This is a genomic window from Xanthomonas sp. CPBF 426 (assembly GCF_903989465.1).
GTDB classification, from domain to species: domain Bacteria; phylum Pseudomonadota; class Gammaproteobacteria; order Xanthomonadales; family Xanthomonadaceae; genus Xanthomonas; species Xanthomonas euroxanthea.
The window spans coordinates 84,017-105,234 of the sequence record NZ_LR861805.1 but is presented as its reverse complement, the minus strand read 5'-3'; the positions used below and the strand labels follow the sequence as shown (position 1 = coordinate 105,234).

Annotated in this window: 22 protein-coding genes; 7 read left to right on the top strand and 15 right to left on the bottom strand. The window is 65.3% G+C overall.

Annotated elements, in window-relative coordinates:
- Positions 1-3: 3 nt before the first annotated feature.
- Both H7A87_RS00425 and H7A87_RS00420 read right to left on the bottom strand, forming a co-directional pair.
- A complete protein-coding gene (locus H7A87_RS00425) occupies positions 4-648 on the bottom strand; it encodes a DUF938 domain-containing protein (RefSeq protein ID WP_119127937.1) in 645 nt (214 codons plus the stop codon).
- A 216-nt stretch (positions 649-864) separates the two neighbouring features.
- Positions 865-1,659, bottom strand: coding sequence for an EcsC family protein (locus tag H7A87_RS00420; RefSeq protein WP_119127212.1), 795 nt, complete (start codon positions 1,657-1,659; stop codon positions 865-867).
- A gap of 170 nt (positions 1,660-1,829) precedes the next feature.
- Here H7A87_RS00420 and H7A87_RS00415 point away from each other — a divergent pair, with 170 nt between their 5' ends.
- Positions 1,830-2,294, top strand: coding sequence for an SRPBCC domain-containing protein (locus H7A87_RS00415; RefSeq protein WP_104586134.1), 465 nt, complete (start codon positions 1,830-1,832; stop codon positions 2,292-2,294).
- A 128-nt stretch (positions 2,295-2,422) separates the two neighbouring features.
- Here H7A87_RS00415 and proP read toward each other — a convergent pair whose 3' ends face one another.
- The 5 genes from proP to H7A87_RS00390 all read right to left on the bottom strand — a co-directional run bounded on the left by proP (position 2,423) and on the right by H7A87_RS00390 (position 7,029).
- Complete coding sequence (gene proP / locus H7A87_RS00410) at positions 2,423-3,913, bottom strand: glycine betaine/L-proline transporter ProP (RefSeq protein ID WP_119127211.1); 1,491 nt, start codon at positions 3,911-3,913, stop codon at positions 2,423-2,425.
- Positions 3,914-4,267: 354 nt separating this feature from the next.
- Positions 4,268-4,603: a thioredoxin family protein gene (locus H7A87_RS00405; protein ID WP_119127210.1), complete on the bottom strand. Its 336-nt coding sequence runs from the start codon at positions 4,601-4,603 to the stop codon at positions 4,268-4,270.
- A 21-nt stretch (positions 4,604-4,624) separates the two neighbouring features.
- Positions 4,625-5,023, bottom strand: a complete 399-nt coding sequence (locus H7A87_RS00400; protein ID WP_104586097.1) for a host attachment family protein — start codon at positions 5,021-5,023, stop codon at positions 4,625-4,627.
- 102 nt (positions 5,024-5,125) lie between these two features.
- Positions 5,126-6,202 (bottom strand): alpha/beta hydrolase, encoded by a 1,077-nt coding sequence (locus H7A87_RS00395; RefSeq protein ID WP_180496834.1) that lies wholly within the window; start codon positions 6,200-6,202, stop codon positions 5,126-5,128.
- 371 nt (positions 6,203-6,573) lie between these two features.
- Complete coding sequence (locus H7A87_RS00390; RefSeq protein ID WP_119127209.1) at positions 6,574-7,029, bottom strand: NUDIX domain-containing protein; 456 nt, start codon at positions 7,027-7,029, stop codon at positions 6,574-6,576.
- A 397-nt stretch (positions 7,030-7,426) separates the two neighbouring features.
- Here H7A87_RS00390 and H7A87_RS00385 point away from each other — a divergent pair, with 397 nt between their 5' ends.
- From H7A87_RS00385 to H7A87_RS00370, 4 genes are all read left to right on the top strand, one after another.
- Positions 7,427-8,083, top strand: a complete 657-nt coding sequence (locus H7A87_RS00385; protein ID WP_119127208.1) for an SDR family oxidoreductase — start codon at positions 7,427-7,429, stop codon at positions 8,081-8,083.
- A 109-nt stretch (positions 8,084-8,192) separates the two neighbouring features.
- Positions 8,193-9,263 carry a M4 family metallopeptidase gene (locus H7A87_RS00380; RefSeq protein WP_119127207.1) on the top strand — a complete coding sequence of 357 codons (1,071 nt, stop codon included), beginning with the start codon at positions 8,193-8,195 and terminating at the stop codon, positions 9,261-9,263.
- Entirely contained in the window at positions 9,260-9,571 is a 312-nt protein-coding gene (locus H7A87_RS00375; RefSeq protein ID WP_119127206.1) for a protealysin inhibitor emfourin, read from the top strand. Before H7A87_RS00380 ends, H7A87_RS00375 begins: the two co-directional genes overlap by 4 nt.
- A gap of 366 nt (positions 9,572-9,937) precedes the next feature.
- Entirely contained in the window at positions 9,938-11,101 is a 1,164-nt protein-coding gene (locus H7A87_RS00370) for an HDOD domain-containing protein (protein WP_180496833.1), read from the top strand.
- Between the two features lie 84 nt (positions 11,102-11,185).
- On the opposite strand, the gene H7A87_RS00365 is transcribed toward H7A87_RS00370, so the two are convergent.
- Entirely contained in the window at positions 11,186-13,441 is a 2,256-nt protein-coding gene (locus H7A87_RS00365; protein WP_119127205.1) for an ATP-binding protein, read from the bottom strand.
- Between the two features lie 213 nt (positions 13,442-13,654).
- Here H7A87_RS00365 and H7A87_RS00360 point away from each other — a divergent pair, with 213 nt between their 5' ends.
- The gene (locus tag H7A87_RS00360) at positions 13,655-13,834 is read left to right on the top strand and encodes a CsbD family protein (RefSeq protein ID WP_102580081.1); all 180 of its coding nucleotides are present in this window, start codon (positions 13,655-13,657) and stop codon (positions 13,832-13,834) included.
- 309 nt (positions 13,835-14,143) lie between these two features.
- Here the strand turns inward: H7A87_RS00360 and H7A87_RS00355 are convergent, their stop codons facing one another.
- The gene (locus H7A87_RS00355) at positions 14,144-14,518 is read right to left on the bottom strand and encodes a helix-turn-helix domain-containing protein (RefSeq protein ID WP_119127204.1); all 375 of its coding nucleotides are present in this window, start codon (positions 14,516-14,518) and stop codon (positions 14,144-14,146) included.
- Positions 14,519-14,610: 92 nt separating this feature from the next.
- On the opposite strand from H7A87_RS00355, the gene H7A87_RS00350 reads away from it, so the two are divergent.
- The gene (locus tag H7A87_RS00350) at positions 14,611-15,018 is read left to right on the top strand and encodes a DoxX family protein (RefSeq protein WP_119127203.1); all 408 of its coding nucleotides are present in this window, start codon (positions 14,611-14,613) and stop codon (positions 15,016-15,018) included.
- A gap of 151 nt (positions 15,019-15,169) precedes the next feature.
- On the opposite strand, the gene H7A87_RS00345 is transcribed toward H7A87_RS00350, so the two are convergent.
- The 6 genes from H7A87_RS00345 to H7A87_RS00320 form a co-directional block, all read right to left on the bottom strand.
- A complete protein-coding gene (locus H7A87_RS00345) occupies positions 15,170-16,447 on the bottom strand; it encodes a pectate lyase (protein WP_119127202.1) in 1,278 nt (425 codons plus the stop codon).
- 578 nt (positions 16,448-17,025) lie between these two features.
- Positions 17,026-18,288 (bottom strand): pectate lyase, encoded by a 1,263-nt coding sequence (locus H7A87_RS00340; RefSeq protein WP_119127201.1) that lies wholly within the window; start codon positions 18,286-18,288, stop codon positions 17,026-17,028.
- Positions 18,289-18,800: 512 nt separating this feature from the next.
- Positions 18,801-19,340, bottom strand: a complete 540-nt coding sequence (locus tag H7A87_RS00335) for a hypothetical protein (protein WP_147421049.1) — start codon at positions 19,338-19,340, stop codon at positions 18,801-18,803.
- A 175-nt stretch (positions 19,341-19,515) separates the two neighbouring features.
- A complete protein-coding gene (locus H7A87_RS00330; RefSeq protein WP_119127199.1) occupies positions 19,516-19,821 on the bottom strand; it encodes a hypothetical protein in 306 nt (101 codons plus the stop codon).
- A 178-nt stretch (positions 19,822-19,999) separates the two neighbouring features.
- Positions 20,000-20,725 carry an RNA polymerase sigma factor gene (locus H7A87_RS00325; protein WP_119127198.1) on the bottom strand — a complete coding sequence of 242 codons (726 nt, stop codon included), beginning with the start codon at positions 20,723-20,725 and terminating at the stop codon, positions 20,000-20,002.
- Positions 20,726-20,797: 72 nt separating this feature from the next.
- Positions 20,798-21,151, bottom strand: a complete 354-nt coding sequence (locus H7A87_RS00320; protein ID WP_119127934.1) for a SymE family type I addiction module toxin — start codon at positions 21,149-21,151, stop codon at positions 20,798-20,800.
- Between the last annotated feature and the right edge of the window lie 67 nt (positions 21,152-21,218).

Here is a 21,218-nt window from a genome sequence, read left to right as displayed (position 1 = left end):
CACTCACCGCGACTGCCGCGACCACACCCGACAACAGTTGTTCGCCGGCAACGCCGCGTCGTCGATCAGCTGCAATCCCACCGACGCCGCCAGTGCGTCCACTGCTTCGGCATCGCGGATTCCCGACGCAGGGTCGCGCTCGCGCAACATCGCATCGAATGCGCGGTTGCTCTCGCTGGTGAATTGCCCATTGCGGTTGAACGGCCCATACACCACCAGCAGCGCATCCGGCGCCATCACCGCCGGCAACCCGGCAAACAAGGCCTGCACCTGCGGCCAGCCCATGATGTGCAAGGTGTTGGCGCTGTAGACCGCGTCATAGCCGGCAGCCTCGCCGGCCCGCGCGGGCGGCAATGGCGGTGTGGGCGCCAGGCCGGGCGTCGGTGTCAGCACCGCCTGCAATGCAATCGGTGGCGGCGTGTTCGGCAGTGCCGCCTCGTCCAGCCACTGCGTCATTCCCGGCAGATGATCGGCATGGTCGCTGGCCTGCCAGCGCAGCCACGGCATCGCCGCCGCAAAATGCACCGCGTGCTGCCCGGTTCCCGCACCGATTTCCAAGACATTGCGACGGTCGGCAACGTGTCGTTGCAGCACCTCCAGGATCGGGTCGCGATTGCGTGCAGAAGCTGGCGAAAAAGACTTGGTCATGAAAAACGTCCGGGAAGAGCGAACGCGATTGTCGCGCGCGCAGACGGCGGCGTGCAGCCACACGACTGGATCGATGCAACGCCAGACCAGCATGCGGGTGCCAGTGCATCAGCGCAGGCCTGCAAATTCTGCGTTCTTGCATGTTGCCGGGATGGCGCGTACGCCCATCCGCCGCGCGATGTGCAGCATCGCCGTGCGCTACGCCGTGCATTACGTTCAACGCGCCGCAGGCAGCGCCTCATACGCACGCCGCACCGCATCCTGGCCATACCGTCGCTCCAGGCGGCGCACGATGAAGTGCCCGCGCGCCATTGCCTGGAAGTGGCGCATGAACACCGTATTGAGCGTGGCGCCGCTGACCGCTCCGACCAGCGGCACGGCCTGCACGGCGAGTTTTTCGCCGACATTGACCGAGAACTTGGCCGCAACACGCGACACCAGCGATACCAGCACCGGCGCGCCCTTGCTGGCAAACCCGTGCGCGGCAACGTAATGCGCCGCGGCGCTGAGTTGTTGCGCCATCGCGGCGCGCACCGCGAAGTAGCCCGATTCGGCGCCGTCGTCGCCGACACTGCGCCCACCATGCGCCAGCACTTCCAGGCAGGCCAATGCGGTCTCCGGATGGTGCAGCGATTCGCCCTCGGAACGGGCGATATCGGCAATGGAGCGCAGCATCACCGTGGTGGTCACCGGCAGCTCCACCAGCAGGCCGGGCAGGCCGAAGAATCCACCCGCGCCACCGGCGACGGCCACCGCCATGGTGTGGCGTGCGGTGGACGCGGGCTGTTGCGTATCTGTGCTGCCACGCAGGCTCAGTAATGCCGATTTCATCGCCACCTGCAGCGCGCGGCGGGTGACGCCATCGATGCTGCGGGTGACCAGTTTCGGCAGCCGCCGGGTCATCAGGTTCTCGATCGGTGCGCCCAACGCATTGGCCAGCTGGGCTGCCACACCGGGGTTTTCCAGCAGCGCGTGCGCGGTGGCCAGATCGCGTTGCGCGGCAACGTCCATCACCGTTATCGGAAGCGTCGTCATGCCTGCTCTTCGTTGTTGGGCTCGCGCCGATGGTACCCAGCGCCATGTGAGCGCCGGACGAGCGAACCCGGCAGTCAGGAAAAAGCATTCTGCAATCGGCCGGCAAAATGCGCGATCATCGGGATCAGGCAGCCAATGCTGGTCAGATGAATCGTGAGATCCGCCACAGCATCGTCATCGCGGCCGCACCGGAAGTGGTCTGCGTCGCGTTGTCCGAGCCCATGCAGCTGGCCTGCTGGTGGACGCGCGAGGTAAGCCTGGTCGGGAACCGGGTGCGGCTGGAGTGGAGCCGGCAGGGCTGGCGGGTGGAGCTGAGCATCGACGACGGCGCCGACTACCGCCTGGTGCTGTGGCGCTGCCACGCCTCCAACATGCTCGACACCGATGCCTGGGAGGGCACGGTGATGCGCTTCGATCTGCATTCCACCAGCCAGGGCACGCAGGTGGAGTTCGCACACTCCGGCTATCGCGACTCGCCCTGCAGGGACGCCTGCGTCCGCGGCTGGCGCTTCTTCCTAGGCAGCAGCCTCAAACGCTATGTGGAAACCGGCCAAGGCATGCCCTCGGCCGATATGCGCGACCCCGAGCCGCACGGCCACGCGCCGCGCTAGCGGCGGCAACTGCAGGCACCCGGTGGCAGTGCGGCTGCACGGTCGCCACCGCTGCGCCGGACCACGGCCTTGCGTGCCAACCGCACAGGCGCACCGGTGACGGGCCCGGCCGCGCGCCCCGAGCCCGCCTACGCCGTGCGTGCCGGGCCGATGGACGGTGCCGTGCTGCCGGGCAGCTGCGTATCCACCGTCACCGGGCTGTCGGCGCGCAGCAAGGCGCGTGCCTCGGCATCGCTGGCCACCGCCGGCGGCGAGCCGCGCAGCGGCAGGCCGGCGGTTTCGCGCACGAACAGCATGGTCACCAGGCCGATCGCCGCCGCTCCCATCAGGTAATAGGCCGGCACCAGCGGGTCGCCGCTGCGCTCCACCAACCAGGCCGTCACCAGCGGCGTGGTGCCACCGAACAGCGACACCGACACGTTGAACGCGATCGACAACGCGCTGTAGCGCACCGGCGTGTAGAACAGCGCCGGCAGCGTGGACGGCATCGAACTGGTGAAGCACACCAGCGCCAGGCCGAGCAGCATCAGGCCGGCGAAGATCAGCCCGTCGTGGCCGCTGCCGATCAGCAGCAGGCAGGGGATGGCCAGCGCGAACAGCGCGATGCAGGCACCGATGATCATCGGCCGGCGCCCCAGCCGGTCGCTGAACAGGCCGCCGACGATGTTGAGCGGCATCATCACCAGCATCACCAGGATGATCAGCAACAGGCCCTTGCTCTCGGCATAGCCCATGGTGACGCTGAGGTAGCTGGGCATGTAGGTCAGCAGCATGTAGTCGGTGACGTTGAAGACCAGCACCAGGCCCACGCACTTGAGCAGCTGCGGCCAGTGCAGGCGCAGCATGGTCAGCAGGCCCTGCGCGGCGGTTTCCCGTTCGCGCTGTTCGGATTGCTCGGCATAGGCGCGAAACGCCGGGGTTTCTTCCAGCTTCATGCGCATGTACAGGCCCAGCAGCCCCAGCGGGCCGGCAATCAGGAACGGCACCCGCCAGCCCCAGTCGAGCATCTGCGCCGGGGTCACGGTCATGTGCAGCGCCGTCACCGTGGCCGCACCGGCGATGTAGCCGCCCAGGGTGCCGAATTCCAGCCAGCTGCCCATCAATCCGCGATTGCGGTCGGTGGCGTATTCGGCAATGAAGGTGGCCGCGCCACCGTATTCGCCACCGGTGGAAAACCCCTGCAGCAGCCGCGCCAGCAACAGCAGCGCCGGTGCCCACAGGCCGATCTTGGCGTAGGACGGAATCAGGCCGATGCTGAAGGTGCCCAGCGCCATCAGGATCATGGTCGCCGCCAGTACCTTCTGCCGCCCGTAGCGGTCGCCGAGCGGGCCGAACACCAGCCCGCCGATCGGCCGCACCAGAAACGCAACGGTGAACGTGGCAAAGGTGGCGATCAACTGCGCGGTGGGATTGCTGGCCGGAAAGAACACCTGCCCCAGCGTCACCGCCAGATAGCCGTACACGCCGAAGTCGAACCACTCCATCGCATTGCCCAGCGCCGCAGCGCCCACGGCCTTGCGCAGCATGCCGCGATCCACCACCGTGACCTCGTCCAGTTGCAGTTGGCGGCGGCGCTTGAACCAACCGAAGTGCGAGGCAATTGCGCGCGTATCGTGCATATGTCGTGTCTCCAGGTGCGGCCATCGCTGCCCACTCGCCCTGGCAACGCACAGGACACGGCGCATCAGTCAGGCATGGCAATGGCACAGGCACTGGATGACGCCGGAGGCATTCCCGGACGGCCGCGTGAACTCAGCGACGCTGCGGGACAGACGACCAAGGGATGGGCAATGCCCAAGGGCTTGATCAGCCCGCTATGGTACTACAGCGCGCAGGTCGCTGCAGGCGGGATGCCGCCAGATGACGAAAACCCGCTTGTTTCAAGGCATCTGGCGCAATGCGCGCCTGCATCGCGTCATCGATGCGCAGGCATCTGCATGCCATGGCGGGCCATCGATCAGGCGCGTTGCGCGCTAGACCGGCGCCTCGCCCAGCTGCGACAGCAGCGGCTGCAGGTCCTCGCGCGTCTGCGGGCGCACGGCACGTGCAACTTCCACGCCGTCGCGCAGCAGGATGATGGTTGGCCATAATTTGACGCGAAACGAGCGGCCCAGGGGCCGCCCTTTTCCATCTTCGACCTTGCGGTAGTCCAGCGCCGCAACGCCACCCAGCAACTTCTGCAGCAGCGGCTGCGCGGCGATGCAGTGGCCGCACCAGTCGGTGCCGAACTCCAGCACCTGCAGGCCGGCCTGTGCATCCACCTCGCTACGTTCGGGCGCCTGGGTAGCGTAGTCGCGAACAAACCCCATCGTCTCGCCGCTCCGCTGTGCTTACGACAATGCGCGCTGGATGTCTTCCAGCGGCAGGTTGGTCAGGTCCTTGGCCAGGTCGCCCACCAGGCGCTGCTGGGTTTCCTTGTGCAGCAGCGGGCGCACGCGGCCCAGCGTGGTCGGGTCGGCCACCAGGACCAGATGCGTGTACTCGTGCTTCAGCGCGCCATCGTTCAGGGCATGCGAGAGCTGCTTGGCAAAGGTCATCTCGTCCATGTCCGCCTCGCTGAGATCCTGCGGCGCCTTGCCGGCCGGGCCATCGTCGTCGACGTTCTGCACATCGGTACGCGCGTGCTGGCGCAGCACCACGTTGGCTTCGTTGCCGGTATTGGTGAACCAGCGTGCTTCGCCGCCATCGGCCACCACCACCAACGCACCTTGAGGAATTTGCAGACTCATTCGATTCTCCTGATCAACAGCGGCGTTGCATGTGCAACGCCAGTCGGTCTCAACCTAGGTCAGAGGATGTAAGCACCGCGCCTAGCCGGTGTCAGCGTGGCGTTAGCGTGGCGCGGCCAGCGTCGGTGGCGGCAGGCCCAGGTGCTTGCTGAAGAAACGCGCGGCCACCCGCAGCGCCTGCTGGCTTTCCGGCAGCGCGTTGGTGAGGTGGAAGGCGTGGCCCAGCCCGTCCCACACATGCAGATCCGATTCACGGCCCAGGTCCACCAGGCGCGCATGCGTGTAGGCGGCATTGCTCAGCTCGGCCGCACGCGTGGCGGTCAGAAACAGCGTTGGCGGGAACTGCTGCAGCACCGCATCGGAAAACACCGGCGACACCAGCGGGTCGTGGAAGTCCACGTTGTCGCCGTAGTACAGGTCTTCCCAGATCGGCAACGCACCGGCCTTGTCCGGCAACAAGGCATCGTTCACTGCCGCCACCACGATGCGCGAATCGCCGCGGTAGCGTGCATCGCCTGCGGCGCAGAACAGCCCGGCCGCTGCCGGCATCGGCAACTTTTCCTTGGCGAACCATGCCAGCGATTCGCCGGTGAGCACGCCGCCGGCCGAACACCCGAACAAGCCGATGCGCTCGGGCGCGTAGGTCTTGAGCGCGGCGCGATACACCGCCGCCACGTCCTCGCTGGCGGCCGGAAAATGGTGCTCGGGCCCCATCCGGTAATCCACCGCGACCACGGTCATGCCGGTCATTGCCGCCAGCGGAATGGCCTCCATCAACCCGAACGAGGCCGCGCTGCCCATCACGAAGCTACCGCCATGCAGTTCGATCAATACGCGCCTGGCCTGCTCGGGTGTGCGCGTGCGCGGCTCCACCCGCAGCACCGGCACGCCATTCCAGGTCTCCGGCGTGATCTCCACCGCGTAGCGCGTGCGCAGCTGCGCAATCACGCCCTTGGCCCACCGTTCGGTGTCGGCACGGATGCCCGGCAGTTGCTTGAGCAAGGTGGCGTTGTCGGCCTTGTCCAACGGATCGGCGCGGGCCACCCCCTTGGCCATATGCGCACGTGCAGCCGGGCTCAGAAACTCCGACACCGGCAGGTCGAATGCAGGCACGTGCCGGATGCCATCCGGGGTGGATGCGGTGGCCGGTATGGCCGGCTCGGCGGCGGTTGCGTGCATGCTGCACGCGGTGCAGGCCAATGTGAGCGCTAGCGTTTTGTTCAACCAATGACGTGTCATGCGGTGCCCTCCCAGGCAAGTCGAACCGGCGAGGATAGCGCCAGCAGACAGCGCAGATGATGTGCTGGAAGTCGTGCAGACACGCACGTTGCATGTAACGACGCGATGTAACGCAAATGCGGCGACTACGCACATTGCAGCGCGCAATCAGGCCACCGCATCAAACGTACGCAAGCGGTCGGCATCGCCGGCAGCGCACGCGTCGCCCTGCATCCGCGCGAACATCGCGTTGCTGCAAGCATCAGCACCAACACTGCGCAGGCCGGTGCATCGCCGCCGGTACCGGGTCCTGCGGCATCGATGCGTTGCACTCATTCGGCAGGTGCCGACGCCGCAGTTGGCAGATGCTGCAACGCCTGCAACGTGGAGGTGGTCAGCGGCGACGGCAGCGCGTCCAGCGCAAACCAGCCGATGTCGGCAATCGCCTCGGGCTCGCGCCGCACGGCGTGCTCGCTGCCCTGGATCGCGGCCAGATACACCGGCGCGACCCAATGCTGCGGCGGCGCCAGGTCCGGCTCGAAGTAGCTGACGATGCACAGCACGGCCTGCAACTGCACGTGCAGGCCGGTTTCTTCCAGCACTTCGCGCACCACGGCATGTTCCACCGTTTCCATCCAGTCCACCTTGCCGCCGGGCAGGCCCCAATGGCCCTGCTCGGGCGCACGCCCGCGCTGCACCAGCAGCAGGCAACCATCGGCACGTCGGATGAACGCGCCGCATCCGACGCGTGGACGAAGATCGCTATCGATTGAACTGGACATAGGCATCCCGAAGGTGTGGCGCCGTAGTGTCCCAGATGTGCGGCAGGCAGGCGCCATCCCGATGATCGGCAACGGGTTGACCGAGAGGATCGTGGGCGACGATCTACCTTGCATCTGCGCCTTGCACGCTGGTAGCGACAGCCGAGAGATGCCAGCGCCGCTGCGCGATGCCGCCGGATCGGTGCAGTGCATCGCCTGCGGATGGTTGCGTGATGCGCAGGGTGGTCGCAATGCCGCTGCACTGCGTGCGTCACCGCCCCATCGCATCCGGACCTCCACGCACCGCATGCCGGGAAACAGCGTTTGGCCATACGCCTGCGCGGCCGATAACGCTGCCTTAGCGCCCTGTTGGCGAGGATGCGGGCAGTCCGCGCCGCGAGGGCGCGCCGTCTTGGAGGTTGGGATGTCTCGTATCGTGTTGATCGGCGGCCATGGCAAGGTCGCACGCCTGCTCACGCCGCTGCTGGTGCGCGGCGGGCATTCGGTGACTGCACTGTTTCGCAATCCTGCGCACGCAGACGATGTGATTGCCGACGGCGCTACCCCGCAGCTGTTCGATATCGAACAGGCCGACACCGACGCCATCGCCGCGCAACTGGCCGGCCACGATGCGGTGGTATGGTCGGCCGGCGCCGGCGGCGGCAATGCCGCGCGCACCTACGCGGTGGACCGCGATGCGGCGATCCGCTCGATGCACGCCGCCGAGCAGGCCCGCGTGCGCCGCTACGTGATGGTGTCCTATCTCGGTGCCGGGCTGGAACACGGCATCGGCCCGGACGATGCCTTTTTCGCCTACGCGCAGGCCAAGGCCGCGGCCGATGCGCACCTGCGCACTACCCCGCTGGACTGGACCGTGCTGGGGCCGGGACGCCTCACCCAGGACCCGCCCTCGGGCCGCATCACCCGTGATCCGGGCGGCGATGCCGACGGCGGCGTGTCGCGTGCCAACGTCGCGCAGGTCATCGCAGCGGCATTGGCGCTGCCGGCCACCATCGGCAAGACGGTGGGCTTCATCGACGGGCAGACGCCGATCCAGCAGGCCTTGTCGCAGCTGGAATGAACGCCAGGCCTATCGCGATGCCTGCGCAGGGCGCACAGTGGGCCTGCCTAACGAATTCCTAAAGCCGGCCTCGGCATAGTCGCGGGCGCAGTCCTTGTGGAGGTCGCTCATGTCTGCAATTGTCACCCCACGCCGTGCCGGCATCCTGCCGCCGTATCTGCTGGACCATGTGGCCCAGGCCGCACCCGAGCGTGCGCGGCAGTGCGCGCGGCTGTCCCGGCAGATCACCGCCCAGCTGCGGCAGCAGCGCGCGCTCGGCCTGCTTGCACGCACCCGGCCGCCGGCCGCCGATGCAGCGAGCGCGCCCACTGAGCAAGCAGTGCAGCGGCAGATCTACGACGCGCAACAGGGCACCGCACTGCCCGGCACCCTGGTCCGTGCCGAAGGCGCCGCCGCCACCGACGATGTGGCAGTGACCGAGGCCTACGACTATCTCGGCGCCACGCACGCCTTCTTCCAGACCGTGTACGCGCGCAATTCCATCGACGGCGACGGCATGCCGTTGATCGGCACCGTGCATTACGAGCGTGGCTACGACAACGCCTTCTGGAACGGCGAGCAGATGGTGTTCGGCGATGGCGACGGCGAAATCTTCAACCGCTTCACCATCGCCATCGACGTGGTGGGCCACGAGCTGACCCACGGCGTCACCGAGCGCACCGCCAACCTGATCTACCAGGGCCAGTCCGGTGCCTTGAACGAGTCGCTGTCGGATGTGTTCGGCGTGTTGATCAAGCAGTACACATTGCAGCAGCAGGCCAGCGAGGCGGACTGGATCATCGGCGCCGGCTTGCTGATGCCCGGCATCAACGGGGTGGGCCTGCGCTCGATGCGCGCACCCGGCACGGCCTACGACGACCCGGCCCTGGGCAAGGATCCGCAACCGGCCAGCATGGACGGCTTTGTCGACACCCAGGAGGACGATGGCGGCGTGCACTACAACTCCGGCATTCCCAACCACGCGTTCTATCGCGCTGCCGTGGCCATCGGTGGTTACGCGTGGGAGAAGACCGGCCGCATCTGGTACCGCGCGCTCACCGGCGGCGAGCTGGCCGCCGGCGCGGACTTCGCCACCTTTGCCGCGCTCACCGTCCGCATCGCCGGTGCGGACTATGGCGCCAGCAGTGCCGAGGCAACCGCGGTGCAACAGGCCTGGCGCGACGTGGGCGTGCTCACATGAGTGCACAACGTCCGCCGGTGGAGGCAGGCGTGACCTTGCGGCTGGCCCGCGAAGGCGGGGTGGCCGCCTTCCCCGCCATGCGGCGCGAACGGCAGCTGGTGATGGACGAGCTGGACGATGCCCAGCGCCTGCAGCTGCGCAGCGTGCTGGACCAGTGCCTGGCGCATGCGCTGCCGCGCCCGCAGGCTGGTGGTGGCGATCGCCGCTATTTCAGCATCGCCTGGGACGGCGGCAGCGAGCCGCTGCGCATCCCCGAAGAACATGCACCGGCCGCGATCGTGCGGCTGTGGAAACAGGGCACGCTCTAGCGCGGTGATGCCGTGATGCACCGCCTGTGACATCGCGCGCGTGTGCCCGTCCCCGTGCATAAACGAAAACACCGCGCCATGCGCGGTGTCTTCGTATCGAAAGTGGTCCAACTGCGGATGCCTGCACCCTTTAAGCTGCCTAGATGCTCTAGGGCTGCACAGCTGGTGACGCATAGTGCTGCCTGCTGCGTTAGCGCCACGTGCAGCGCAGTGGTCAGCTGGAAGACACGCCGCTCATCCCCGCAGTGCAGCATGGCAGTACCGGTGTGCGGGTCTGCCTGCACCGCGCGCCACGCACGCCTGCATTGCCGTGAACAGCGGCTTCGCGGATAGTCGCTGCACCGATCAGACGACCCCTGGACCTCCGTGATTGTGTTGCTGCTTGCTGCCGGACTGCTTGCCGGCCTGGGACTGGCCGGCGTCATCGCATGGCTGCTGCTGCGCCAGCGTGCGCGCACCGCCAGCGCTGCGGCCGCGCCTGTCGCCACCGACACCGGCCTGCAGGACGCACCCGCGGCGCCCGCGCCCGCGGCCGCGGCCGTGCACACGCACGGGCAGGCACAGGCGCAGCGCGCGGCTACACCCCACCCCCTGCTGTGCGGGCCGCCGCCGATGCAGCCGCTGCTGCGCCGCATGTATGCCGCAGTGATGTCCAACCCGTCGCTGGCCGAGGGACGCCTGCCCACCGACCCGGCCCAGGCCGCGGTGCTGGATGCGGTCGGCGCTGCGCTCGCCCATGTCGACCTGCGCCCGCAGCTGTTGCCACGCCGCCCGCAGTTGTTGCCGCAGCTGATGCGCGCGGTCAACGACCCGGATGCCTCCGGCCGCGGCATCGCCGCGATCATCGCGCAGGACCCGGCGCTGGCCGCCAACCTGCTGCGCATCGCCAACAGCGCGCTGTACCGCCCGCAGGGCGGCCCGCTGGAAAGCCTGGAGCGGGCCGTGGTGCATATCGGCACCGAGGGCGTGCGCCAGATCGTCGCTGCCGCGGTCATGCAGCCGGTGCTGAGCCTGGAGGGCGGCCTCTACGCGCGCCTGCCGGCCGCGGTATGGGATTACGCCCTGCGGACCGCCGCCGCCGCGGCTGCCTACATGCGCGAGCGCGCCGGCGATACCTTGGCCGCGCAGCTGGCCGGCCTGCTGCAAGGCCTGGGTGCGGTGGTGATCCTGCGCGTGCTGCGCGATGCCTACGCCGAGCGCCCCAGCGTGCCCTATAGCCTGGAGGTGGCCGCCGTGCTGGTCGAGCGCCATACCGCCGCCGTCGCCAAGACCATTGCCACCACCTGGGAGCTGCCTGCCGCGCTGGGCACCGCGCTGGACGAGCAACGCCCCGGGCACGACCCCACCCTGCTCACCAGCTCGCTCGGCATGGCGCTGCGGTACGGCCGGCTGGCCGCCGCGCTGGCCATGCTCGCCCGCCACGGCGCCGAGCAGCAGGAGCATGCGCTGAGCGTGCTGTCCACGCTGGAGCCGGACCACGCCGCCAATGCCGCGCTATGGCAGCGGCTGGTCGCCTCCAGCGTGGAGTGAGGCCGGCGCAGTCGCCGCAGGCCGGGCACGCGCACGCGCGCAGGCAAACGCCTGCACAGCACAGCACCACTCAGCACTCAGCACTCAGCACTCGCTGGCGATCATCTCCTTCACCCGCGTGGCGAGCACGCTCACGCTGAAGGGCTTGGCCAGCACCGCCATGCCCGGCTCCAGGTGGCCGTCGTTCAATTGCGCGTGTTCGGCAAAGCCGGTGACGAACAACACCTTGAGGTTGGGCCGGCCCACGCGTGCGGCGTCGGCCATCTGCCGGCCGTTCATGCCGCCGGGCAGGCCCACGTCGCTGATCAGCAGGTCGATCCGCACCGGCGACTGCAGGATGCCCAACCCCGCGGCGCTGTCGCCGGCCTCCAGCACGGTGTAGCCCAGCTCTTCCAGCACCTCGGTGAACAGCAGGCGGATGGACGGTTCGTCATCCACGATCAACACCGTTTCCCCGGCCAGCGACGGCGCCAGTTCCAGCGCGGTGGTGCTGCCATCGCTGCTGTCATCGGCACCGGCGTGCCGCGGCAGGTAGATGCACACCGTCGAGCCCTTGCCCACTTCCGAGTGGATGCGCACCTGCCCGCCGGATTGCTTGGCAAACCCGTAGATCATCGACAGGCCCAGGCCGGTGCCTTCGCCGATCGGCTTGGTGGTGAAGAACGGATCGAACGCGCGTGCCACCACCTCCGGCGGCATGCCGGTGCCGGTATCGCTCACGCACAACGACAGGTAGTGGCCTTCCGGCATGCCCAGTTGCTGGCCCATCTCGCGGTCGATCCGGCGGTTGCTGGTCTGCACGCGCACGCGCCCGCCGTTGGGCATCGCATCGCGCGCGTTGATGCACAGGTTGAGCAGCGCGTTCTCCAGCTGCGGCGCATCCACCAGCGCCAGCCACAGTTCGGCGGCGGCAACGTTTTCCACGCAGATCCCCGGGCCCACCGTGCGCTGGATCAGCTCCAGCATGTCCACCACCAGCCGGTTGACGTTGGTGGGCTTGGGCAACAGCGTCTGCCGCCGTGCAAACGCCAGCAAGCGGTGCGTCAGCGCCGCCGCGCGCGTGGTGGCGCCCTGCGCGGTGGCCACGTAACGCTCCAGTTCGCAGAAGCGGCCTTGCTCGATGCGCAGGCTCATCAGCTCCAGCGCACCGGAAATACCCGCCAACAGGTTGTTGAAGTCGTGCGCCAGCCCGCCGGTGAGCTGCCCCACCGCTTCCATCTTCTGCGATTGGCGCAGCGCTTCTTCCACCGTCATCAGCTCGCGCGTGCGCTCGGTAACCCGCTGCTCCAGCGTGTCGCTCAACTCGCGCAAGGCCGCCAGCGCGCGGTCGCGCTCTTCCGACAGCGCATGGCGCGCCTCGATGTCGAGCAACACGCCGGGAAACCGCAGCGGCGTGCCATCGGCGGCCTTTTCGACCCGGCCATTGGCTTCCAGCCAGTAGTACTTTCCGTCGCGCCGTTTGACCCGGTACTGGTGCGCGTACGCACCGCCGCGGGCGAGCGCCTCGCCGATGGCCGCGCGCAGCCCCTCGCGGTCGTCCGGGTGCACCGTCCGGATCACCTGCTCCAGTGTCAGGCCGTTGCGGCTGCTGGACGGATCGAAGCCGAAGTTCTGCGCAAAGGCCTCATCCACCGAAAAAGCGTCGGTGGGCAGGTCCCAGATCCAGGTGCCGATGATCGCCCCGGCCGCCAGTGCCAGCTGCACCCGCTCGGCATTGCGGCGCGCCACGGTTTCGGCCTCCAGCGCACGATCGCGCTCGCTGGTGCGGTTGACCACCTCGTGCACCAGGTGCGTATTTTCGTCGCTCAGCAGCGCGTGCTGGAGGTCGCGGTTGCGCGCGTCTGCCACCTGCGCGGTGGTTTCGATGGCGATATTCATCAACCCCACCACGCTGCCGTCTTCGCCGCGGATCGGCGAGGCGGTGGCATTCCAGTAGGTCATCTCGCTGACACCGTTGCGCAGCATCGGCAAGGTGATCACTTCCTGCCCGAAGCCTTCGCCGGTCTGCATCACCCGCGCAAAGGCCTGCGCGATGGGCGCGTAGGTTTCCTTCCACACCTCGGTCACCGGCTGGCCCAGCGCCTGCGGATGACGCTCGCCCATCGATTGCACGTACACGTCGTTGTAGAACAGGCGCAGCTCCGGCCCCCACAGCACCGCACCGAGCAGGGTGGAATTGAGCACCACCGACAACGACGAGCGCAGCGACTGCGGCCAGGTTTCGGGCGCGCCCATCGGCGTGGCCGCCCAGTCGTGGGCGCGCATCAAGGCCCCCATCTCGCCGCCCCCCGCAAGAAACTCCAGGCCAATGGGCTCGATGGCGGGGCGCACTGTGCTCACGTGACGGCATTGCCTGGCAAAAAAGTGCGCGCATTGTGGCACGCAGCGGTCTCAACAAGACGTGCAGAACAGTGCCCTGCTCGCGCACAGGCCGCGCACGCGCCAGCGCAGCAGCAAACGTCCTGACGCGCGGATGACGGCATGCCCACGTCGCACTCACACCTCCGGGGTCCAGACTGGCCTTCAACATCCCCAACCGTAAGAGGCACACCCATGGACAAGAACCGTATCGAAGGCACCGCGAAAGAGATCAAGGGCTCGATCAAGGAAACCGTCGGCCGTGTCACGGGCGACAAGAGCACCGAGCTGGAAGGCGCCACCGAAAAGAACGTCGGCAAGGTGCAGAACAAGGCTGGCCAGGTCGCCGACAAAGTGCGCGACGCCTCCAAGTAAGTCGATCGAAGGCGTCCACGTCGACTGCATTGCCCGCGGGTGTCACGCCCGCCGCGGCGAAGCAGTGGACTAGCCGGCAGCCGTAACGCACGAGAGTGCGGACGGCAACGCCCACTTCGGCGAGATCGCACCAACGCCCCGACATGATCGGGGCGTTGGCGTTTGTGGGGTCTGGACAGGTGTTGCTCTACAAGCCTGATCGCCAGGATTGTGCGCAGATCGCTGTAACGATTCTCGGGACAGGTGCGCGCTCATGCCGGCCAATAGGTCTGCGTCATGAACCCGCCCGGAAGGACCAGCCGCTTGTCTCTAACCGCTTGGCTTGCGCCCGCGTGTAGCAGGCCGCTTCGCAATGCTGTCGCCGTACTGTTGCCACCACGCGGTCAGCGCTTCCATAGTTGGCCCCAGTCCATGCGCCTTTGGCGTGACGGCGTATTCCACGCGTGGCGGTACCTCTGCAAAGACGGTGCGTGTGACCAAGCCATCTGCTTCCAGCTCGCGCAATTGCGCCGTCAGCATGTGTTGAGTGATGCCGGGGATTGCCGCGCGCAGCTCGCCAAAGCGATACATCCGCTGATTCAGCAGCCACATGATTTCCAGCTTCCATTTCCCCGACAGCAGCGCAAATGCACGGCGCATTTCCTCATGCATATTGGGCTCGCCTGTATCAATGGTCTGCTTCATACTAAGCCCCAGTGATTCATCCTACTTTTCAATAGGTATCTTAGGCGACATTCTGATTGCCGGTTGCATTTACTTATTGACTGGCAAAAACCATGAGCATCTCTGTCTATTGGATCAGTACCGCCCTGCTGTGCCTGCTGTATCTCGCCTCTGCCCGCATGTATCTGGCCAAGGGTGAGTTCGTGCGCAAGGCGCAGGCCGAGCTGGGCTATTCGGCGCCGTTGCTGGTGCCCTGGATGATCGTCATCAAGATCCTGGGCCCGGTGGCGATTGTGTGGCACTTCAACACCGCGCTGAGCGATCTCGCTTACGCCGGCATGTTCTATCACCTGCTGTTATCCGGCATGGCGCATCTGGGTGTGCGCAAGCCCAAGGGTGCGGTACCGGCCGCGCTGGGCCTGCTCTTTCTGCTCGCCTCGTTCGGCACGCAAAACGCCGCCCGCCAGCCGCCTTCGCCCTATGCGCCGACGGCAGCGGCCATCCACGCAACGCTGCAGTGATTGGATACCCGGTTGAGCGCTGTCTGCCGGGCCGCTACAACGCGCCCGGCCCAGCCAGTACCCTCACCCTCGCGCTAACTCGAAGTGTGCAAAGCAGGCGCACAGCCACGGGCAAGGCGACGAGCACGTGCGTCTCGCCCCCCGCTTGAGGCTACCTGCTAACGCTGTCCGGATCGGCCCTTGGCCCTGCGTTGGCGGCCACCGACTTGGCGACGTCGTTGGACATCATCGGCCTGACGCTGCCTATCGCATTCTTCCAGGTCGCATTGCCAGCAATATTGGCCATCACCGTGGTGTCCAGCAGAAACGATTCCTGTCCGGTTTCCGTGTAACTGGTGACACAGGAACGCCCCAGCGTCTGCGAGCAAAGCGACCCCGTGGAGGACACGTTCTCATCTAATGGTGCGAAAACGAGATCGCCAGGTGTGTCCGTGATCGGGACAAAGAACTCGCCTCCAGGAGTGAAGTAGTTACCCTCCATCAACAGGCTGACGGTCGTTGTCGCAGAAGCGCCAATGTAAAAGTTTGAGGTGTAAAGATTGTTCACCAGATGAATGACGCCACCAGTGCCTCCCGCTGGCGTGCCCATTTCCGGAGAACGCCCTGCGGTGGCATAGAAGTGATTCGCTACCAAAGTGATTTCTTGAGCATCTCCGTTCAGCAGCAGGATCCAGGAGCTTCGACCATTGCAGAAGTGCCCATACTCGGTCTCGCCGTCAAACGTGTTGTTGGAGAGGGTCATCGCTTTAGCAGCGCCCCAGCCCGTCACGATCATCTGTCGGCCAATCCGTGCGAACGCGTTATGGTCGATCCAGATCCTGCTTGCGTTATCGACGGTGATCGCATCGCCAGCAAAGACGATGCCCTCATTGATATCGGTGATCGACAGGTTCCGCACAATGATGTTTGACACGCCCCCGGTCATCGTCAAGCCTTTGCCCTTGATCCCCGCCGACGCCCCAATACCGATCACCGTCTTGTTCGAACCTACCAGCAACGCCGATGCTGCTGCGCTGTCATAGGTCATCGGGAACGTTGGGCCAGTGCCACAGTATCCGAGCACATCCAGAATCTTTTCCTGCTTGCCGGTCGGCCCCACGCATTGTCTGTCAGAGTAAACGCAGCCCTTTCCGGAAATGGTTCCCTCCGTTCCCCTGAAGTCGATGACTGTATTCAACCGGATGATGCGAGGCGTATCGTCTATGCAGTTAGCGCCCTGGTAACGCTGGCACAGAGCATCCTTAAGCTCTGCTGGCGTCGATACATCGACCACCTCGCCCCCCGTGCCTCCGGTGGTTCCCGCGCCGAAGCCGACCGGCTCGCTTGCCAGTGCCGCGGTTGTCGTTCCAGCCAATAGTATGACGGTGGAAAACACGGGTCCCATGACCGAACGTCTTGAGAAGATTTGCCGCTTGATGACATCGATCATGAAGAACCTTTGCGCTGGGGGCGCTGTGTTGTGGGGGGGCGATCGCGTCTGACTAGCAATCGGCGGCGAGCCGAGTGACTCGCGCTCGCCGTCGCTGCCTGATGCAACACTAGGGGAATTCTCGCGCTGGGTCCCCGTTGCGCGTCACAGTCGTCGTCGCTCAAAGAGAACCCGAGGAAACGGGAGCGAAGAGCAAGGAACGGAGTCTTGACAGGATGAGGTGGCACGCCCTGCGTCTACTTCACCAGAGTCGTCATGCCACCGACGAAGGAGGCGCGGTGTCGGCTTGAAAAGTGTCAAAGCACGTCGTCATTTGCGCAGGCCACCGCTTCAACAGGCCAGGCCTCACCCGGTTATCGGCACCGAGCTTCGGTGTAGAGACCATTGAAACAGATGTTGGCGCAGCCGCCGCCAACGTTTTTTTGATCCGGCCTGCCGCTCGCGCTGGGTCATGCACCTATCGGACGCTGTAGTACAGCGCCAAGCGACATGCTTGGGTAAGACACCAAATGTCGGCGCAGCAGGTGCCTGCGACATCCCGCACCTCAGGCCGCCAGATATCCCTTACCCGCTTGAAACTACCGGCTAACGCTGTCCGGATCGGCTCTTGGCCCTGCGTTGGCGGCCACCGACTTGGCGACGTCGTTGGACATCATCGGCCTGACGCTGCCTATCGCATTCTTCCAGGTCGCATTGCCAGCAATATTGGCCATCACCGTGGTGTCCAGCAGAAACGATTCCTGTCCGGTTTCCGTGTAACTGGTGACACAGGAACGCCCCAGCGTCTGCGAGCAAAGCGACCCCGTGGAGGACACGTTCTCATCCAGTGGCGCGAACACCAGATCGCCGGGTGTACTGGCGACAGGGAAGAAGTATTGGCCCTCTGGATTGAAGTAGTTCCCTTCGGCCAACAGGTTGACGTCCCTTGACGCAGTGGCGCCAAAATAGAAGTTGGACGTATACAGATTGTTCACCAGATGAATCATGCCGCCCGTACCGATTTCCGGCGAACGCCCTGCGGTGGCGTGGAAGTGATTTGCCAGCAGGGTGATTTCTTCAGCTTCGCCGATCAGCAGCATGATCCAGGAGCTTCGACCGTTGCAGTAGTGCCCATACGCGGTCTCGCCATCAAACATGTTGTTGGAAATGGTGACTGCCTTGGCCGGCCCCCAGCCCGTCACGATCATCTGCCGGCCGATGCGTGCGAACGCGTTGTGGTCGATCCAGATCCTGCTTGCGTTATCGATGCTGATTGCATCGCCGCCAAAGACGATGCCCTCGTTGAGATCGGTGATCGACAGGTTCCGCACGATGATGTTCGACACACCGCCGGTCATCGACAAGCCCGTGCCCTTGATCCCCGCCGATGCCCCGACACCGATCAGCGTCTTGTTCGAACCCACGGACAGCAGTGACTTCGCTGCGTTGTCGTAGGTCAGTGGGAACGTTGTACGACCGCTGCAGTATGACCCGTTGTCCAGAACCATCTCCTGCTTCCCGCTCGGCTCCGCACACTGTCTGTCGGCGTAAACGCAGCCCGTTGTGGACGTGGTTCCCAGCGTTGCCGTGAAGTCGATGACGGTGTTCAGGCGGATGATGCGAGGCGTGTCGTCTACGCAGGTATAGCCCTGGTAACGCTGGCACAAGGCATTCTTGAGCTCTGCCGGTGTGGAGACATCGACCACCTCGCCACCCGTGCCTCCGGTGGTTCCTGCGCCGAAGCCGACCGGCTCGCTTGCCAGTGCCGCGGATGTCGTCCCAGCCACTAGGGTGGCAGTGGAAAACACGAAACCCATCACCGAACGTCTTGAGAATAGTTGCCGCTTGATGACACCGATCATGAAGAACCTTTGCGCTGGGGGCGCTGTGTTTGGGGGGGAGGAGGCGATTGCGTCTGACTGGCAATCGGCGACGAGCCGAGTGACTCGCGTTTGCCGTCGTTGCCTGTCGCAACCATAGGGGAATTCTCGCGTTGGGTCCCCGCTGCGCGTCACAGTCGTTGGCGCGCAAAGAGAACCCGAGGAGACGGGAGCGAAGAGCAGAGAACGGAGTTTTAACAGGATGACGTGGCGCACCCTGGGTCTACGTCAATCGCTCTTGTCTGTTTCAGCTTCGCCGCCGGCTCAACCAAGATAGAACGCCCTTGCAACGGCATCGCCATGGGCAGGCGCTGCCTTGATCGGCCTTGGCAACTCGACGCGCGACCGGGCCAGTGCCCCATCATCTCCGCACGCGTCAATCAGGCGCCGGACCCGTTCTTCCCGCAGCCGCGATAAAGTAGCTGCGAAATAGGTGAAATCGGGTATCGGCTGCTACGGCTAGGTGGTAGCGCTGTCGAGGTAGGTAGGTGAACCTACACACCCATAGTTCTAAACGCGGCCAACAGGCGCCAGTAGATGGCGGCGCTGATCAACAATGAAATCCCCACTGCCAGCACTGGAGCGAAGCGCAGTGGCGCACGGCTGAAACCTGGCCACGAGAATGCCCGCTTGGTAAGCAAGGGCGGGTAACCCAGCACAAAAGCGAAAAGAATTGGATTCCAGCTGAATCCAGCTCCACGTGGTACGCCGTTGAAGACTACCTCGAGGCCAACATAAAGCATATAGACAGCAAGGCCGATGAGTATCGCAGCATGGACCTTGAGGGTGATTGCAAGTTTTTCCCGACGAATGAACGCAAGCACCGAGAATGCCAAGGCAATGATCACGGCGGGCACAGAGACATAGGCAATGGCAACTCTTTGCGCCATCTCCGGCACCTTGCCGGTGCTCACCAACAACAAGGCGCCCCCATGCGCGAGCAGTACGAATGCGCACAGTGCAGAGTTTATGCATAGCATTGCAAAGGAACTGATGCGATCCAACGCATCCATCAATGAGTTAATGATTTTCACGGCTACCCGATTAGTTGTGCAGTGACGCAAAGCAGCGATTTGCCGACTGGCTCGTCAAACATGCTAGCCCACGCGGTTGAACCTGGCTTGTGTCCATCTGGCAAGTCAGGCCTGGGCAATAAGCGGATGTGGCTTGAATGACGTATTACGAGGCGGCATCGGCTTGACTGAATTTTCAGGGCTCAAGCTCGTCCAGCCGGGCGCGTAAGCTTTGCCGATCAAGATGGCCACGAACCAGCGGCCACTGTCTCGCCCAGCAGGCAGCGTAGCCTACCCACGCGCCAACAAGGCCCAAGGATAGAGAGCCTAGTGCAAGAGCAACTGGATGGACTCTGTAGCCCTGAGCAATTTGAAAGATCAGCAGAAAAAACGCTACAAAAGCCAGATTGAGCAACACTAATGGCCAGCGTGTTGCAAGCAGCCGGGGATTCGGACGATCCATGCGTGCTAGAAGTGCTGATAAGAACTTGCGCTCATCCATAAAATCTCTCTAACCCTAACTACCGTTGCACTGGTTGGAATGCGGCCTAGCATATGCCGCACTTATTCATTGATTGCTGTCAGTTTTTCACTGCGCCACTTTTCCGATCCTTCAAAAAAAAAGGACTGGGGTCAAAGCGGAACTCGCGGTCGACGCCGACCTGTGCAGTACCCCTATATTACTCACCCACCGCCGCGCGGCAGGCGGCCAGGGCGCGGCTGATGTGTTTTTCCACCATCTTGACCGAGATGCCCATGACGGCGGCGACTTGCGGGTAGGTGAGGCCGTCGAAGCGGTTGAGCATGAAGGCCTGGCGGCATTTGGGCGGTAGTGCGGGCAGCGTGTGGGTGTGCAGGTGCTGCAGGGTGCGGCGGGCGTCCACCAGCTGGTCCACCGCCGTGCCGGCGGCGGCGAGCGGTTCGCTGTCCTCCAGCGGCACGTGGCGGGCGGCGTGCCTGCGGTGGCGCGTGCGCCAGTGCTCCAGCACCACGTTGTGGGCAATGCGGTACAGCAGCAGCTTGTAGCTGTGGATGTCTGGCGTGTTGCGGTAGGCCAGCAGGCGCAGCAGCGTTTCCTGGGCGAGGTCGGCGGCGGTATGCGGGTCGCGCAGACGCCGCCGCATGTAGGTGAGCAGCTCTGCCTGCAGCTGCACCACGGCCTGGTCGAAGCGTTCCCTGGCCGGCGCGTGCTCCTCGCGCACGTGCCAGCGCGTGGTGACGCGGCCAAGCGCGTAGAGACCCGCCGCGGGCGCGCGGGCCGGCAGCTCACGCATGGCGTAGGCGCTGCGGTGGCGCCACGGGCGGCTGCCGTAGCGCTCAACCGGCACCGCGCTTGCGGCGTGCGAGCGTGTCGCGACCACCTGGCCGATGACACCATGGCGGTCTGCACGCGACGCGCCAGTCATGCCCTCACTCGTCATGCGACGTCTCCAGCAACGGGCCGGGCGCATGCGGTGCGCGCATGCGCTACGGCGTGATCAATGTGGGTCTACAAGGCTGATGACCAGCTCGCCATCGCGCTGGCGGATGTGCAGCTTGCTGCCGATGGCAAAGCCCAATTGTTCCAGCCAGCGGCCGCGCAGGCGCAGGGTGGGAATGCGCTGGTGACTGTCGGGATAGTACCCATAGCCAACGGTGCACTGCTGCGGCGCGCGCGGCCGGCCGGGCCGCCGTGGCGAGCGGGGTTCGGCACGGGGTTCGGGGATGGGCGTGCGCTCGAGGTAGCGCCGCGGCGGGATCGAAGGATCCAGCGAGCGCCAGACAACTTCGGTAGGCGGCGGCACTGTGGCGCGCTTGCGCGCGGACGTAGGACGGGATGAGGATCGACGCATGGCAAAGCCCTCCTTGACGAACAGGCCCCGTCGCACGACGCGACGGGATGTCGGGAGGCTAGAAACC